Source organism: Ruminococcus sp. RTP21198st1_G1_RTP21198_201120, from assembly GCF_040924265.1.
GTDB classification, from domain to species: Bacteria; Bacillota; Clostridia; order Oscillospirales; family Ruminococcaceae; genus Hominimerdicola; species Hominimerdicola aceti.
On record NZ_JBCOMH010000007.1, the window covers coordinates 36,442 to 53,344 of the forward strand.

Annotated in this window: 15 protein-coding genes; all 15 read right to left on the reverse strand. The window is 45.7% G+C overall.

Annotated elements, in window-relative coordinates:
* Positions 1 to 5: 5 nt before the first annotated feature.
* The 15 genes from hisF to AB5627_RS05970 all read right to left on the reverse strand — a co-directional run bounded on the left by hisF (position 6) and on the right by AB5627_RS05970 (position 16,875).
* The gene (gene hisF / locus AB5627_RS05900) at positions 6 to 761 is read right to left on the reverse strand and encodes an imidazole glycerol phosphate synthase subunit HisF (RefSeq protein ID WP_022287380.1); all 756 of its coding nucleotides are present in this window, start codon (positions 759 to 761) and stop codon (positions 6 to 8) included.
* A gap of 1 nt (position 762) precedes the next feature.
* Positions 763 to 1,377, reverse strand: a complete 615-nt coding sequence (hisH, locus tag AB5627_RS05905; RefSeq protein WP_022287381.1) for an imidazole glycerol phosphate synthase subunit HisH — start codon at positions 1,375 to 1,377, stop codon at positions 763 to 765.
* Positions 1,378 to 1,956 carry an imidazoleglycerol-phosphate dehydratase HisB gene (hisB, locus tag AB5627_RS05910; protein ID WP_022287382.1) on the reverse strand — a complete coding sequence of 193 codons (579 nt, stop codon included), beginning with the start codon at positions 1,954 to 1,956 and terminating at the stop codon, positions 1,378 to 1,380.
* Positions 1,957 to 1,974: 18 nt separating this feature from the next.
* Positions 1,975 to 3,264, reverse strand: coding sequence for a histidinol dehydrogenase (gene hisD, locus AB5627_RS05915; RefSeq protein ID WP_022287383.1), 1,290 nt, complete (start codon positions 3,262 to 3,264; stop codon positions 1,975 to 1,977).
* A 29-nt stretch (positions 3,265 to 3,293) separates the two neighbouring features.
* Positions 3,294 to 3,929: an ATP phosphoribosyltransferase gene (gene hisG / locus AB5627_RS05920; protein WP_022287384.1), complete on the reverse strand. Its 636-nt coding sequence runs from the start codon at positions 3,927 to 3,929 to the stop codon at positions 3,294 to 3,296.
* A gap of 19 nt (positions 3,930 to 3,948) precedes the next feature.
* Positions 3,949 to 5,148, reverse strand: coding sequence for an ATP phosphoribosyltransferase regulatory subunit (gene hisZ, locus AB5627_RS05925; RefSeq protein WP_022287385.1), 1,200 nt, complete (start codon positions 5,146 to 5,148; stop codon positions 3,949 to 3,951).
* A gap of 180 nt (positions 5,149 to 5,328) precedes the next feature.
* The gene (locus AB5627_RS05930; RefSeq protein ID WP_022287386.1) at positions 5,329 to 9,807 is read right to left on the reverse strand and encodes a PolC-type DNA polymerase III; all 4,479 of its coding nucleotides are present in this window, start codon (positions 9,805 to 9,807) and stop codon (positions 5,329 to 5,331) included.
* A 15-nt stretch (positions 9,808 to 9,822) separates the two neighbouring features.
* Positions 9,823 to 10,875 (reverse strand): flavodoxin-dependent (E)-4-hydroxy-3-methylbut-2-enyl-diphosphate synthase, encoded by a 1,053-nt coding sequence (gene ispG, locus AB5627_RS05935; protein ID WP_022287387.1) that lies wholly within the window; start codon positions 10,873 to 10,875, stop codon positions 9,823 to 9,825.
* A gap of 14 nt (positions 10,876 to 10,889) precedes the next feature.
* Entirely contained in the window at positions 10,890 to 11,930 is a 1,041-nt protein-coding gene (locus tag AB5627_RS05940) for an RIP metalloprotease (RefSeq protein WP_022287388.1), read from the reverse strand.
* A gap of 326 nt (positions 11,931 to 12,256) precedes the next feature.
* On the reverse strand, positions 12,257 to 13,402 hold the full coding sequence (locus tag AB5627_RS05945; protein ID WP_022287389.1) for a 1-deoxy-D-xylulose-5-phosphate reductoisomerase: 1,146 nt from the start codon (positions 13,400 to 13,402) through the stop codon (positions 12,257 to 12,259).
* A gap of 124 nt (positions 13,403 to 13,526) precedes the next feature.
* The gene (locus tag AB5627_RS05950) at positions 13,527 to 14,357 is read right to left on the reverse strand and encodes a phosphatidate cytidylyltransferase (protein WP_022287390.1); all 831 of its coding nucleotides are present in this window, start codon (positions 14,355 to 14,357) and stop codon (positions 13,527 to 13,529) included.
* A 3-nt stretch (positions 14,358 to 14,360) separates the two neighbouring features.
* A complete protein-coding gene (locus tag AB5627_RS05955; RefSeq protein ID WP_117863218.1) occupies positions 14,361 to 15,092 on the reverse strand; it encodes an isoprenyl transferase in 732 nt (243 codons plus the stop codon).
* A 3-nt stretch (positions 15,093 to 15,095) separates the two neighbouring features.
* Positions 15,096 to 15,650 (reverse strand): ribosome recycling factor, encoded by a 555-nt coding sequence (gene frr, locus AB5627_RS05960; RefSeq protein ID WP_022287392.1) that lies wholly within the window; start codon positions 15,648 to 15,650, stop codon positions 15,096 to 15,098.
* Positions 15,651 to 15,680: 30 nt separating this feature from the next.
* Positions 15,681 to 16,385, reverse strand: a complete 705-nt coding sequence (gene pyrH / locus AB5627_RS05965) for a UMP kinase (RefSeq protein WP_022287393.1) — start codon at positions 16,383 to 16,385, stop codon at positions 15,681 to 15,683.
* 94 nt (positions 16,386 to 16,479) lie between these two features.
* Positions 16,480 to 16,875: a secondary thiamine-phosphate synthase enzyme YjbQ gene (locus AB5627_RS05970; protein WP_117923027.1), complete on the reverse strand. Its 396-nt coding sequence runs from the start codon at positions 16,873 to 16,875 to the stop codon at positions 16,480 to 16,482.
* Positions 16,876 to 16,903 lie beyond the last annotated feature (28 nt).

Below are 16,903 nucleotides of genomic sequence, written 5' to 3' on the forward strand. Positions count from 1 at the left end.
TATGCTCACCTCACGATAATTCCCTTGCTCCTGCAATCGTCCTTTACCTGCTGTACTGTCAGCTCTTTGAAATGGAAAAGGCTTGCCGCAAGAGCCGCTGAGCAATCAGTTTCAAGGAAAGCGTCAGCAAAGTCTGAAAGCTTTCCTGCTCCGCCGCTTGCGATAACAGGTATCTTTACAGCACTGCACACAGCTTTCAGCATTGGCAGGTCAAAGCCGCCCCTTACACCGTCTGTGTCGATAGAGTTCAGGCATATCTCACCTGCACCAAGCTGTTCGCACTTTTTCACCCAGTCGATAAGATCCATTCGCATATCCACTCTTCCGCCGTTGATGTAGACCGTCCACTTGTTGTCGCCGACCTTCTTTGCGTCAACGCCAACGCAGATGCACTGACAGCCGAAAATATCCGCGCCGTCTTTTATAAGCTGAGGATTCTGCACTGCCTGAGAGTTCACAGACACCTTGTCTGCGCCTGCACGGAGAGTATCTCTTATATCGTCAACAGTTTTGATACCGCCTCCAACAGTGAGCGGTACAAATACCTTTTTGGCTGTTTCACGTACAACGTCCAGCATAACGCCTCTGCCCTCGTGGGAGGCTGTTATGTCATAGAAAACTATCTCGTCTGCACCCTGCAAATTGTATTCATATGCACATTCAACAGGGTCGCCGACTTCTTTTATGCCCTCGAAATTTACTCCCTTTACAACCTTTCCGTCACGCACATCAAGGCATGGTATAATTCTTTTTGCAAGCATATTATTTTACCTCCTGTGACATTTTCGCAAAGTTTTCAAGTATTTTAAGACCAGTTTTTCCACTCTTCTCAGGGTGGAACTGACAGCCGAAGATATATCTTCCGTCCGATACCACCGCAGGGACTTTCGAGCCGTATTCGCAGTAGGCATACAGACTTTTATTGTCGCAGAAAGCCTTGTATGAGTGTACGAAATAGACATACTCGTCATCACCCAGACCGTCAAAAAGAGGACAATCGTGGTTATACACAAGCTTGTTCCAACCCATGTGCGGGATAACGAGGTCAGGCTCGTTTATCTTGTCAACATAGCCACCGATAAGGCCAAGACCCTTGCACTCCTCAAACTCATAGCTTTTCTCAAAAAGAAGCTGCATTCCAAGGCATATGCCAAGGAAAGGCTTTATTTTAGCCTGCTCCTTGATAGTGTCGATAAGACCGCTAAGACCGAGCATATTCATTGCCCATGGGAACGCTCCCACGCCGGGGAGTATAATTGCGTCGGCTTTTTCGATATCTTCTTTTTTGTCTGTGAGCTTGTTCTCAAAACCAAGATAGTCCAGAGCGTTTTTTACAGAGAATATATTGCCTGCACCGTAGTCGATTATTGCTATCATTTAAAGCACTCCTTTGGTGGATAAAACTCCTGTTCCTGTTATTTTTACAGCGTCCTTCAAAGCGTGAGCCACTGCTTTGTACATTGCTTCTGCAATATGGTGGTCGTTCTTGCCGTACTCCTCACGGATATGCAGTGTTATGCCTGAATTGAAAGCAAAGGCTCTGAAAAATTCTTCTGTCAGGCAGGTGTCATACTGACCTATCCTGTCATCATGGAACTCAGCATTGAACGCAAGAAAAGGTCTGCCGCTTATATCCAGTGAGCAGAATGCCAGTGCTTCGTCCATTGGCACGAAAGCCGAGCCATATCTTGCAATGCCTGCTTTGTCGCCCAATGCTTCCGCAAAGGCTTTGCCCAAGCATATGCCAACGTCCTCAACTGTGTGGTGTCCGTCAACATAAAGGTCGCCTGTACACTCAACGTCCATGTCTATTCCGCTGTGAACGCCAAGGGCTGTGAGCATATGGTCAAAAAAGCCTATGCCTGTGTTTACACTTACCTTGCCCTCACCGTCAAGCTTCACGAACACCTCTATATCAGTTTCCTTAGTTTTTCTTTTTATCTCCGCTGTACGCATTTTCATCACCTTTACCGCTTAAAATCTTACCTTTATTGCATTTGCGTGAGCCGTCAGACCCTCTTTTTCTGCAATAAGAACGATATCGTCTTTTGCTTCTCTGAGAGCGTCCTCGGTATAGTATGTAAAGCTTGAACGCTTTTCAAAGCTGTTTACTGACAGAGGCGAGAAGAATCTAGCTGTGCCGCTTGTTGGAAGAACATGGTTAGGACCTGCATAGTAGTCGCCAAGCGGCTCTGAAGCATACTGACCAAGGAATATTGAACCTGCATTATCAAGTCTGCCAAGATACTCCATAGGGTTTTCAAAAAGCACTTCAAGGTGCTCAGGAGCAAATCTGTTTGCAAGGTCGCAAGCTTCGTCCTTTGTATTGCAGATAAGGATAGCACCGTAATTTTCAAGAGAGCTCTCGATTATCTCTTTTCTTGAAAGGCTCTGCACCTGTCTGTTTATCTCTTCGATAGTTCTGTCTGCAATGCTCTCGCTTGTTGTAACAAGGATAGCGGAAGCAAGCTTATCATGCTCAGCCTGTGACATAAGGTCTGCGGCAATGAACTTAGGGTTAGCCTTTTCGTCAGCCATAACAAGTATCTCGCTCGGACCTGCCACCATGTCTATATCAACAACACCATAAAGAAGCTTCTTTGCTGTTGCAACATAGATATTTCCAGGGCCTACTATCTTATCGACCTTTGGTATCTCCTCTGTGCCGTAGGCAAGGGCAGCAATAGCCTGTGCGCCGCCGCTCATGAACACTCTGTCAACTCCGCAGAGAGCTGCTGCCACAAGAATATCCTTATTTGGTGTGCCGTCTTTGAGCGGTGGAGTTACCATGATTATCTCCTTAACGCCTGCTATCTTTGCAGGAACAGCGTTCATAAGCACGCTTGACGGATAAGCTGCTGTGCCGCCCGGAACATAAAGACCAACTCTGTTAAGTCCTCTTACCTTCTGACCGAGAATACAGCCGTTATCCTTAGCATTTATAAAGCTCTGTGACTTCTGTCTTTGGTGAAAATCTGTGATGTTCGCAACTGCGTTGAGCATTGCGTCAACAAAGTCCTGATCGGCTTCAGTGAGAGCGTCATTTATAACATCTCTTGGAACTTCATAATACTCTGGGAGCTTGCCGTCAAACTTTTCTGTATAAGCCTTTACAGCGTTGTCGCCACCCTCTCTGACAGTTTCGATTATTTCATTAACAACGGCTGTGACCTTCTTATTTGTTTCGCCACTTCTCTTTTCAAGCTGCTTGAAAAACTCTACCTCGTCTTTGCCGTTGACAAAAATCTTCTTTATTTCAGCCATTTCAATACTGTCCTTTCCGTTTATATAAACTACTTGTCGATATTTTCTTCAACAAGCTTTACAAAATTCTCGATCTCCTGCTGGCGCATTTTCATGCTTACCATATTTACGATAAGCCTTGCAGAGATAGGGCAAACGTCCTCGATGACTTCAAGGCCGTTTTCTTTAAGTGTCGTGCCTGTTTCAACGATATCAACGATACCGTCTGCAAGCTCAAGGAGCGGTGCAAGCTCAACTGAGCCTTCTATCTTGATGATGTCAACGTCCATTCCCTTTGCTTCAAAAAATCTTCTTGTGATGTTAGGGTATTTTGTTGCAACTGTCTTGACATCAAATCCGCCGTAGAACTTTGAGCCTTTCTTTGTGGCAAGTGCAAATTTACATCTGCCGAAGCCGATATCAACAAGCTCAAAGAACTTGCCCTGCATTTCCATGATAGTGTCCTTGCCAACAACACCCATATCGCACACGCCATGCTCAACGTATGTGATAACGTCGTTTGCCTTTGCAAGCACAACTTCAAGGTTTCCGTCAGGTACAGGAAGAATAAGCTTTCTTCCCTTTTCTCTTATTGCGGTACAGTCATAGCCTATCTTCTCTAAAAGACCGACTGTATCCTTTTCAAGTCTGCCCTTTGTAAGAGCTATCCTAAGGGGTCTGTTCATTTTAACTTATCCTCCAAACTTATATATCAAGCTCTGTTATCTCGCTGCCAACGACCACAAGCTTCTTTATTCCCTTTGACTTTGCGTAAGACTTTGTTTCATCGAGGGTGTTGAAAAGCGAGTTTTCAACTGTCAGACCCTCTCTTACGAGTGTCTGAGCATATTCCATGGCTTCCACCACGTAGCCCTTTTCGCCAAACACAACTGCGTCAGGAGTTCTGAGCTTTGGTGCTCCGCCTAGCTTTTCGATATGTCTTGCAACAGAGTCAACGCTTATGCCGAAGCCCACCGCCGGGCAATCGTTGCCGAACTCTGCCAGAAGTCTGTCATATCTTCCGCCTTTAAGCACCGACTGACCGACCTCTGAAAGATAGCCCTTGAACACAATGCCTGTGTAGTAATCCGCATGACTCACGATGCCAAGGTCAACAGATATCTTGCCCTCATAACCAAGGCTTGAAAGTCTGGTGTAGACCTCTTTAAGGTTATAAAGTATGCCTGTTATCTTATCGTCAGTATAAATATCAGCAGCCTTGTCGAACACCTCAACACCTCCGAAAAGTCTTGGGAGCTGTCTGAGCGCATTAGTCACCTGATTGTCGCCCACCTCGTCAAGTATATCGTTAAGTGCAGGATAGTTCTTTGCAGAGATAAGAAGTCTTATCTCCTCTCTTACTGCGTCGTCAACGTCAAGCTGAGCCACAAGCTCCTTGAAATATCCGATATGACCTATCTCAAGTCTGAAATTCTCCTTATCAAAGCTTGAAAGGGCTTCAACAGCAGTGCATAGCACCTCGTAATCTGCTCTCTTGGAATTTTCTCCGCCAATAAGCTCGATACCTGCCTGAACTACCTCGTCTGAACGTCCTTTGAGCAGGGAGTTATTTTCAAAAATGCTCTGATTGTAGTATAGTCTAAGGGGAAGCTTTGCTCCCTTTAATCTTGTGGAAGCAAGTCTTGCTATGGGTATCGTGGAATCAGGACGCATAACGATAAGTCTGCCCTTTGAGTCTGTAAGCTTATAAAGGCTCTCCTGCTGGAAGTTTCTCGAGCTTCCCATAAACAGATCATAAAACTCTATTCCCGGTGTTACCACCTCGCTGTAGCCAAAGCCCTCAAACAGCTTTGACAGCCTGTCCTCCACCATTCTTCGTGCCAGACAGCCCTCAAACAGCAGATCTCTCGTACCCTCAGGGGTTATAAGATCATATCTTTTCATACACTTTTCCTTCCTGTATATAAATTATAGATTGTACTTTCTATGTTGTTATGTAACGCCTTCGCTCACTTTATCGTAGTAAAGTGATAGCATAGTATCAACACAAATAATTTTATCACACCCGCCCTTGTTTGTCAATAGTGTTACAAGGGCAAAGTATGAAATTGTGCATAGTAACTATCAGAACAACGATATCTGGTTAGATTTAGGCATATCGCCGAAAGCTCCGTTTTTCTCCAGAGTTTCGATAACAGATTTGGACACTCCGCTCTGCTGTTGGAACTCCTCGATAGAGATAAACTCGCCGTTCTGCGCCTTTTCGTAAATGCTTATCGCCGCAGACTCGCCCACTCCGTTAAGTGAACAGAACGGAAGCCTTATCTTGCCGTCCTCTATCTGATAGATAGTTGCGTGAGATTTTTTGATGTTTACAGGCAAAAAGTCATATCCACGGCTGAGCATTTCATTCACAAGCATGAGAATTTCAAGCACACCGCTGTCCTTACCCGACACCTCGTCTTTTGGTTTATTCTTTATTTCTTCTATCTTGCTTCTGACGATATATTTTCCCTTGAGAGCGATCTCTGCGTCAAAATCCTCGCCCTTGACCGTAAAATAAGTTGCATAGAACGCAAGCGGCTCATGCACCTTGAACCAACAAAGTCTTATAGCTGCCGTAACATATGCCGCCGCATGGGCTTTCGGGAACATATATTTTATCTTCAAACAACTGTCGATATACCACTCCGGAACGTCATGCTGACGCATATTCTCTTTCATTTCCTCTGTGAGCAGTTTCGGAGCTTTTCCCTTACGGGTTATCTCCATTATCTTAAATGACAGCTTTGGCTCAACGCCATGATAAAGCAGATATGTCATGATACTGTCACGAGTACCGATAACATTTGAGATATCGCAGGTGCCGTTTTTGATAAGCTCCTGTGCGTTGCCGAGCCATACGTCAGTGCCGTGTGAAAGTCCTGATATCTGCAAAAGGTCAGAGAAGTTTTTCGGCTGACAGTCAAGAAGCATTTGTCTTACGAACGGCGTACCCATTTCAGGTATACCGAGTGTTCCCGTCTGACACATTATATCCTCCTCCGTCACTCCAAGTGACTCAGGGGAAGTGAACAGCGAATAGACCGCAGGGTCAGACATGGGGCAATCGAGGATATCTCGTCCTGTGAACATTTCCAGATACTTATACATTGTCGGGTTATCGTGACCAAGTTCGTCCAACTTCAAGATAGTATCGTGGAGAGAATGGAAGTCGAAGTGGGTAGTGACCATGTCAGAGTCCACTTTTTCCGCAGGGTGCTGAACAGGTGTGAAGTCATAGACCTCATAGTCGCTAGGGATAACGACCATTCCACCCGGGTGCTGAGAGGTCGTTCTCTTTATGCCGCAGCAGCCAAGCTTAAGACGCTCTATCTCAGCCTTTGGCACTGTTTTTCCACGCTCGTCAAGATATTTCATAACATAGCCGAAAGCTGTCTTTTCCTGGATCATGCCGATAGTACCGGCTTTGAACACATGGTCCTCACCGAAAAGAACTTCCGTATATTTATGCGCCTTTGCCTGATAGTCACCTGAGAAGTTAAGGTCGATATCAGGGGCTTTATCGCCGTCAAAGCCAAGGAACGTTTCAAATGGGATATCGTGTCCGTCACGGTGCATATTCTCTCCGCACACAGGACAGTTTTTCGGCGGCAGGTCAAAGCCTGAGCCTACCGAGCCGTCTGTAATGAACTCGCTGTGGTGGCAGTTAAGACAGACATAGTGTGGCACAAGAGGATTTACCTCAGAGATACCCGACATGGAGGCAACGAAGGACGAACCTACCGAGCCTCTTGAACCTACCTGATAGCCATTCTCGTTAGAGTTGGCAACAAGTTTCTGAGATATCATGTAAAGCACTGCAAATCCGTGCTTGATAATAGAGTCAAGCTCTCTTTTAAGTCTTTTGAAAACAAGGTCTGGAATGTGTCCCTCAAAATATTTTGATACGTCAACGTCCTCGCCCTCAGGAACTTCTATAGTCTCAGGGTCGCAGTCGCCGTAAATGGAACAGCATTTCTTCCAGCATATATACTGAAGCTGATAAACCGAGCCTTCGATAAAAGGCGTATAAGTACCGTTCGGGAACGCTTTCAGATCAGGGTCTACCATATCAGCCACGTTGTTTGTATTCGTTACAACGACCTCAAATGCCTTTTCCTCGCCAAGATAGCTCAGCTCGTCAAGCATTTGGTTTGTGGTCTTAAGGTACAAAGGAGGCTGAGTATCGGCGTCAGGGAAGCCCATTGAAGCCTGTATCACCGACCTGAACTGTGCGTCGGTCTTGTCCATAAAATGCACGTCGCCTGTTGCACAGACGGGTATGCCCAAGTCCTCCCCAAGTTTTACAATAAAGCGGTTTATATCCTTTATATCCTCCGCTGTGTGTATCCTGTCATAAGGAGGCTTTTCGGTGGTGAGCATAAATTTGTTGTTTCCGTCAGGCTGGATCTCCAGATAGTCATAAAAGCTTGCTATCTGCTTGATCTCCTCATAGTTTCTGCCCTCGAGATAAGCCTGAATGACCTCGCCACGCTCGCAGGCACTACCGAGGATAAGACCCTCACGGTGTCTTACAAGCTCAGATTTTGGTATTCTCGGACGTCTTTTGAAATATTTAAGATTGGAGTCTGATATAAGCCTATACAAATTTTTCAGACCCGTGTTATTTCTTACGATAATAATTTGGTGATAAGTCGGCTTTGCAAGCACCTGATTTTCATTTGCAAGCAAACTGTTGAGCATATCCACTGTTATAAGAATCAGAGGATACTGCTCCATGAGCATTTTCGACAGCCTTATGAATATCCCTGCAAGCACCTCTGCGTCATCACAGCCACGGTGGTGCTGAAAATCCCCAAGTCCGAAATGCTCCGCCACATAGTTGAGTTTATGCTTTTCAAGCTCCGGAAGCATTATCTGCGACATTGGCACAGTGTCTATAGAAGAATATTTTATCTCGATGCCCTGTCTTTTTGCACAGGCGGATATAAAGCCCGTATCGAACTGAGAATTGTGCGCCACAAGAACAGGGTCGTCACCGATAAACTCCTTGAATTTAAGGAGAGCTTCCCTTTCGCTTGCACCGTCCTTTACCATATCGTCAGTGATGTGGGTGAGGTTTGAGATAAACTCAGGGATAGGTCTTTCAGGGTTCACGAAAATATCGAGCTTGTCCACAACTTCAAGATCTCTCAGCTTGACAGCGCCTATCTCGATGATCCTATCTTCATTAGGATTTGTACCCGTAGTTTCAAGGTCAAAGCAGATTATCTCGTCTGTAAGTTCACGCTTGTCCGTTCCACGGAATATCTTTTCGTCATTATTGACCTCGTATGACTCTATGCCGTAAAGCACCTTGAAGTCACCGCCGCCCTTGCGTATGCCGATACAGGTATTTCCGGCGTCAGGATAGCCCTGAACGACACCGTGGTCTGTTATGGCAAGTGCTTTGTGTCCCCATGAATAGGCTCTTTCCACAAGCTTGCCCGCAGGAGTGAGAGCGTCCATCATAGACATATTGGTATGGCAATGAAGCTCCACACGCTTATGCTCGCAGGTATCCTTTTCCTTTTCACGCTTTACGACCATAATGCTGTCAGGCTTGATATTTATAGAATGGTCGAAATCGTCCTCCTCTATCTCACCTGCCACAAGTATGGTCTTGCCTGCCTTAAGGTGTTCCAGCATTGCCTCAAGCACTGCCCTTTTCAAGCCTTTCATGTTTCTGAAATTCTTGTTTGAGCCTATGAACTTTATAGAGTTTGAGGAAGTATAGTCGGTAAAATTCAGGTGTGCTATAAGCATACCCGACTTTGTTTCCTTTGTTTCCACAGGTCCGAAAATATCGCCCCAGACCACCACACGTCCACGGTAATCCGCAGGGATATCTTTCATCTGCATCACCTGCTCGTTTCCTGATATTGGCGCACCCATAAGCACAAGAGCGTCATCGCACAAAAGCGAGAACCTTGTGAAGTCCACATTTGCAGTTCGGAAATCCACAGAAGCACCGCTTGCAGTATTAGTGGTAACAGCCGCCTTTTTCTCAGGCTGTGCAGGGTCTATTTTCGGCACAGGGAGGGAGTTCAAAAACTCCTCCTGCTCACGCTGATGCTCTTCCATATCAGTTTCAAGCACACCTGTGAGCTTTATATCCGCCCTTACGGAAAAAAGCTCCATGGTGAGCGCAGGAAAAGCCGTTTCTATGCCCGCCTTTTTCAGCAACGCTTCGCCTCCGTGTTTTATATCCACGGTGAAAACGCCGTTTTCATAAACAGCCTCAGCGTTGTCAAAAAAGCCGTTCACAAGAGGAAATCTGCTTTTAAGGAACTTGCAAAGCTCAGGAAAATACTCCGCACAAAGCATATCAGGGGTATATTTGAGCTGCAAAATAAACTTTCCTGCTCCGAGAGCCGCCCTCATTTTCATTTCAAATTCCACTGTGCTGTCAAAAGGCACCAGCTTGTCAAAAGCCGCCTGACAGGTAAAGGTGCCGTTTTCTTCGTTATAGCCCAGCCTTAATATCCTGCCCTTTTCTATCACAGAGGGTATAAGCTCCTTATAGTTCTCAAAGAAGCTTTCAATGGTGTATGTATTCATTTATGGTATATCCTTTTAAAGTTTTTCTATTTCCGCCAGAAGCGCAGGCAAAGCCTCCTCCTCTGATACCTTTCTGAGCTTTTCACCGTGGCTGAATATCACCGCACAGCCGTCACCGCCTGCAATGCCTATATCAGCGTTGCCAGACTCGCCTATGCCGTTCACAACACAGCCCATAACGGCTATCTTGATATCCTTGTCTATATCCTTGGTGGCTTCCTCAACCTTTTTAGCAAGACCTATAAGGTCTATCCTAGTTCTTCCGCAGGTAGGGCAGGAAACTATCCTTACTCCGCCACTCTTGCCGATAGCCTTTAAAATATCCTTTGCGGCGTATATCTCTTTTACAGGCTCGTCGGTAAGTGAAACTCTTATAGTTTCGCCTATGCCGTCGCACAGAAGCGAACCTATACCGATAGATGATTTTATAAGACCCATTCTCTCGGTGCCAGCCTCAGTTACTCCAAGGTGCAGAGGATAATTACAGGTCTGTGCACACAGTCTGTATGCCTTTATCATAGTCGGCACGTCTGATGACTTTATAGAAATAACGATATCCTCAAAGTCGCACTGCTCCAAAATTCTCACATGACCCATTGCACTTTCCACAAGAGCCTCCGCAGTTGGCGAACCGTATTTTGCAAGAAGCTCCTTTTCCAGAGAGCCGCCGTTCACGCCTATCCTGATAGGGATATTTCTTTCACGACAGGCTTTAACCACCGCTTTCACCCTATCCATAGAGCCGATATTTCCGGGGTTAATCCTTATCTTGTCGATACCAGCTTCCGCCGCCGCAATGGCAAGGCGATAGTCAAAGTGGATATCCGCCACAAGAGGGATAGAGATCTTCTCTTTGATAGCAGGGATAAGCTTAACGGCTTCCATGTTTGGTATAGCCGCTCTTACTATTTCACAGCCAGCCTTTTCAAGCTCCACAGCCTGCTTAACAGAGCCTTCTATGTCCGTAGACGGCACATTGAGCATTGATTGAATATATATTTTTTTTCCGTCAAGGACAAGTCCTCCCACCTTGACTGGTCTTACGTTTCTCTTATTTTCACCTGACATAAACAGTTCCTCCTTTAAACAAGCTTGATGATATCGCTCACTGTCACCACTACCATAAGAAGCAACAGAGCCGCCATACCGATAGCGTGTACCATTCCCTCATGCTCAGGCTTGACAGGCTTACGGCGTACCGCTTCGATAATAAGAAACAAAAGTCTTCCGCCGTCAAGTGCAGGCAATGGCAAGAGATTGAAAATGCCGATATTTATGGTCATGAACGCACCCAGCGACAACATTGTGTCAATAAGTGACGACCAATCTATTTTACCTGACTGGCTGTCCCTTTCGCTGTCGATAACATTGTCGATAGTATCAACGATACCCACAGGACCGCTGAGGTCTTTTATGGAATACTTTCCTCTTATAAGGTCGGCAAAGGAGATATAGATAAGTCTGCCGTCAGTACAGCCCTGCTTAAAAGACTGAGTTATCACAGAGCCGACGGTCACAGCTTTTGGTGCGACCTTGAAATCAATGTGCATGGTATTATCGTCCGTTGCAAAGGTGACATCTTTAAGCTCCACCTTTTTTCCGTCACGCTTCACCACCATATCGAACTTGCCGTCCTCATCGTTGCCAAACTGATAGGACATATCCATAGTAGTGAAAATCCTCATGCCGTTGACCTCGATTATCTCGTCACCCACCTGCAAGCCGGTCGATTGGGATATAGCGTTATCCTCAAACCACGATATAGTGGTGGTTGCGATGCCGTCAGACCTTGCGGTGCTGATACAAAGGATAATATATCCAAGCACAAGATTCATTATAACGCCTGCCACCACGATAAGCATTCTTCTAGGCAGGCTCTTGTTGCAGAAAGCACCCTCGTCACCGCTGCCGTTATCTTCGCCCTCCATGGCACAATAGCCGCCTATGGGAAACACACGCCAAGCGTAAAGGGTATCGCCCTTTTTCTTTTTGATAATGGCAGGACCCATGCCAATAGCGAACTCGTTGACCTTTACTCCGCTGGCTTTCGCCGCAATAAAGTGACCAAGCTCGTGTATTATTATGATAGCTTCAAAGATCAATATTGCAAATAATATACTCATTTTTTTACCTCGCATGAACACTCTGTGCGTTTGATTTACTAATGTTGTGGTAATTTATTTTCTGTAGGGGAGCGGCACAATTTCTGCTTTGCATAAATCCGACGTCCCGACCCCTCCGACATTTCGTCTACAATCTCATTTGTGTTATCCACATAATGTTTTCTACATAAGCTCTGGATAATTCAAACCTCGCTCCTCCGAGCGGGCTGTCGAGGGCGCCAGCCCCTACAAATATTCGGGATAGTTTATCTTGCCGCAAAATCGCTTTGCTCGGTATGGCTTTGCCATTCCTCACTCCTCACTCCTCACTTAAAAGCCGCTCCTCACTAAGCTTCGATAAGCTCCTTCGCTCTCTTCCTAGCCTTTCTATCCGCTTCCAGCACATCTTCCACGCACTTTATCTCTTTTCGTGGTGTATTCTCGCAGACATTCATTACTATCCTGCCAATGTCAAGAAAATCTATCCTGCCGTCAAGAAAAGCCGCAACGGCTTCCTCATTCGCTCCATTCACTGCCGCAGGAAGATTTCCACCGATAGTGACAGCCTTTATACAAGCCCTCAGACAATCGAACGTATCATAGTCAGGCTTCTCGAAAGTGAGTTTTCCATAGTCTGTAAGGGACAGCTTTTTCACATCGCATTCCACTCTTTCAGGATAAAGCAGAGCATACTGTATGGGTATTTTCATATCAGGCACGCCAAGCTGTGCGATAACAGAATTATCCTCATACTCCACCGCTGAATGTACAACGCTCTGTCTATGGACAACTATCTCGATCTGCTCAGGTCTGAGCTTGAAAAGCCACATTGCTTCGATAAATTCAAGACCCTTGTTCATAAGCGTAGCAGAGTCAATGGTTATCTTTCTGCCCATTGACCAATTAGGGTGATTAAGAGCCTGCTCAACTGTCACGCCCTCTAGGTCAGACTTTGTTTTGCCAAAGAATGGTCCTCCCGAAGCAGTAAGGATTATCCCTTTGAGCTTGTTGCCCTCGTTTCCCTGCAGGCACTGAAAGATAGCCGAATGTTCGCTGTCAACAGGATATATCTTCACTCCCTTTTCAGCAGCCGCCTTTATAACAAGCTCACCGCCTGCCACAAGTGTTTCCTTATTTGCAAGTGCAATGTCAGTGCTTTTTTCGATAGCCGTAAGGGTTGGCACAAGACCCACCATGCCAACGACTGAGTTGAGCATGATATCGACCCCGTCCATTCTTGCTATCTCTTTAAGTCCCTCCATGCCTGTGGATATTTTTATGCCAGTGCCACTGAGAAGCTTTTCGAGCTCTGCCTTTTTGTCCTCACGGTAGATGCACACATGCTCAGGCAAAAGCTTCTTAGCCTGAGCCGCAAGCTTTTCAACGTCAGAATTTGCCGCAAGCGCCTTTACTTTAATATTATGCTTTGCAGCCACTTCTAATGCCTGCGTGCCTATAGAACCCGTTGAACCGAGTATGGTCATTGTTTTCATTTATTGTCCCTCATCATATAAAATAAATTCAGGCAATTCCGCATAAAGATGGTTTGCAAGCGGTGTTGCCTTAATAACGCTTAAAAGGGGTAAGCCTAAGCCTGCCCCTAAAAGTCATAATTTTCTATTTAAGTATGAGCCCCTGTGTGAACATATAGTACATAAAAGGTGCAACGAGCAGAACGCTGTCAAAGCGATCCATTATTCCACCGTGACCCGGCATTATGTTGCCATAGTCCTTTATACCTGTCTGTCTTTTTATCACCGAAGCTGTAAGGTCGCCCACAAGTCCGATAAGAGCCGCAAGCATACCTGCGATAAGAACGCCTAGATAGTGGATAGGCTCGCCTTTAAGTACGAACTGATAGAACAGGCTTATTATAAGCATAAGAATACCATTTGAGATAACACCGCCTATAAGACCCTCCACAGTTTTCTTAGGGCTTATCTCAGGGCAAAGCTTTGTTTTGCCGAAGAAAGTTCCTGCAAAATAAGCACCGCTGTCAGCCAGCCAAGCCGCTGCAAGAGTAAGAACTATCATAAACACGCCCTTGCCGCCCAAGCCTGCCATTGTGACCAAAGTTGAGAATGAATACGGCAGAAGTATGCCCACGCCCAGCATGAAGAAAAACTCTGTATACTGGAATCTTGTATGCTCTTTAAGATAAAGCAGACACATTGCTATAACGAAAAGCCCCATGTAAAGCTTGTAGCTGAAAAAGTACAGCCAGCCGTGTCTGTAGAACACAGGCATGAAAGCGTCCACAAAGGCAAACGCACAGCAGGCAATGGTCTGATACTTATGCTCTGTCATTTTTGTCGCCCTGAATATCTCATATATTGCAAGTGCAGAAATTGCGCCCACCGCAATATTGAACAGGAACGTTCCGTGTGCGATAAGCAGTATCACTGCGATAACAATGGCAACTGCCGCAGATTTAATACGGGTAGACATTTTTTACACCCCTCCAAATCTTCTGTTTCTTTCGCTGTATGCGATAACAGCCTTGTCAAGGTCGCTGCCTTTGAAGTCAGGCCATAGGATATTTGTGTAATAAAACTCCGCGTAAGCCGCCTGCCATATCATAAAGTTTGACAATCTTTGCTCTCCGCTAGGTCTTATAACAAGGTCAACAGGAGGTATCTCCTCAGTGTAGAGATTTCTCTCTATCATATCCATTGTGATATCCTCAGGCTCCAGCTTGCCTTCTTTCACCTGCTGAGCCAATTTCTTAGCCGCATGGCAGATCTCGTCCCTGCCGCCGTAGTTGATAGCAAGCACAAGGGTCATAGAGTCAAAGTCCTTTGAGTCCTCCTCAACGGAAGCCATTTTCCTTTGCAGATTTTCGCTGAGTCTTGTTCTGTCGCCTATAAAGCGCACCCTGATATTCTCCTCGATAAAGTCCCTGACCTCGTCAAGATACTTTTCAAAAAGATCCATAATTGCGTCTACCTCGTCCTTAGGTCTTTTCCAGTTCTCGGTAGAAAACGCATAGTAAGTTATATATTGTATTCCAAGCGCCTTGGCGTGTCTTGTTATGGCACGAAAGGTCTTTGCGCCCTCTCTGTGACCGAACTTTCGGGGCATACCCCTCTTTTTCGCCCACCTGCCGTTGCCGTCCATGATAACGCCCACATGAACAGGCACAGACACGTTCTCTCCAAGGCTTATCTTCTCATTCTTCGCCATGGCTTAGATAGAGAGTATCTCTTTTTCCTTTTCGGCAACGTGACCGTCAACTTCCTTAACGAACCTGTCAGTAAGCTTCTGGATCTCATCCTCGCAGTCCTTAAGATCGTCCTCTGTGATCTCGTTGTTCTTCTTCATTGCCTTGAACTTTTCCATAGCGTCACGTCTGATAGAACGGATAGCGACCTTGCACTCCTCGCCCATTTTCTTAATGTCCTTAACAAGCTCCTTACGTCTGTCCTCAGTGAGCTGTGGGAAAGTAAGTCTTATAACAGAGCCGTCGTTCTGTGGATTGATGCCGATATCAGAAGCCTGGATAGCCTTTTCGATAGGCTTGAGAGTTGACTTATCCCATGGCTGTATAACAAGCACTCTTGCCTCAGCAACAGAAACCGCCGCCATTTGTGTAACAGGAGTCATTGCGCCATAATATTCTACCTGGACTTTGTTGAGTACGGACGGATTAGCTCTGCCTGCTCTGATGCCTGCAAAGTCCGAAAGCATAACGTTTATGGATTTCTCCATTTTTGTCTTAGCATTTTCCTTGATCTGTTTCATATTCAAACGATCCTTTCTTGATTATCTTTATTATTTTACGAGAGTGCCTATATTTTCGCCCATGCAAGCGTCATAGATATTGTCTGGTCTTGCAAGATCGAAAACGAGTATCGGGATATTGTTGTCCTTACACATTGCCGCAGCGGTCGAGTCCATTACCTGCAGACCCTTTGCAAGGATATCAGCAAATGTAAGTGTGTCATACTTAACAGCGTCAGGATACTTGTGAGGATCCTTGTCATAAACACCGTCTACCATGGTAGCCTTAAAGAATATATCAGCCTCTATCTCAGCCGCTCTCAGTGCAGCAGCCGTATCAGTTGAGAAGAACGGGTTACCAGTGCCGCAGCCGAAGATAACTACTCTGCCCTTTTCAAAATGACGCATAGCCTTGTTTCTGATGTAAGGCTCAGCGACCTGTGGCATGGATATAGCCGTCTGTACTCTCACTTCAAGTCCGCAGTTCTCAAGACCGTCCGCAACAGCAAGTGCGTTCATAGCAGTTGCCAGCATACCGATATGGTCGGCTCTTGTTCTGTCCATTGCACCGCTTGATCTGCCTCTCCAGAAATTGCCGCCGCCTACAACGATACCTACCTCAACACCGGCGTCAACACATTTTTTTATGCTCTTGCCGAATGAGGTGATAACGTCATAATCAAGACCTATCTTCTTATCGCCTGCGAGAGCCTCGCCGCTTAATTTGAGCAATATTCTCTTATATTTAGGTTCCATATTTCAAAGCACTCCTTAACACATATTTCGTTGGAATTATCCATATTAATTATACAATATTTTCAGCAGATTGTAAAGAGGAAAAACGCCAAAATCAGCCCTTTATTATCTTCACAAAAAAGTTTCTTGTTCTCGGTCCGTCAAACTCAGCGAAATAGATACCCTGCCAAGTGCCAAGAAGAAGCTCGTTATCGTCGATGATAACAGTTTCCGAAGCACCAACACAGCTTGACTTCATATGAGCGTCAGAGTTTCCTTCAGCGTGACGGAACTGCGGTCTGTTCGGAAATGTTTCCTCCAAAGCGTAAAGAAGATCTGTTTTTACGTCGGGGTCGGCATTCTCATTTATGGTTATCGCCGCCGTGGTGTGGGGACAGAATATAACTGCAATGCCCTCCTGAACTCCTGATTCGGTCACAGCCTGCCTTACATAGCTTGTGATGTTGTAAAGCCCTCTGCGTTCTGTCTTGATAGTGTATCTTTTAAGCATATGTATCCGTCCTTTCAACGGTCGCTTT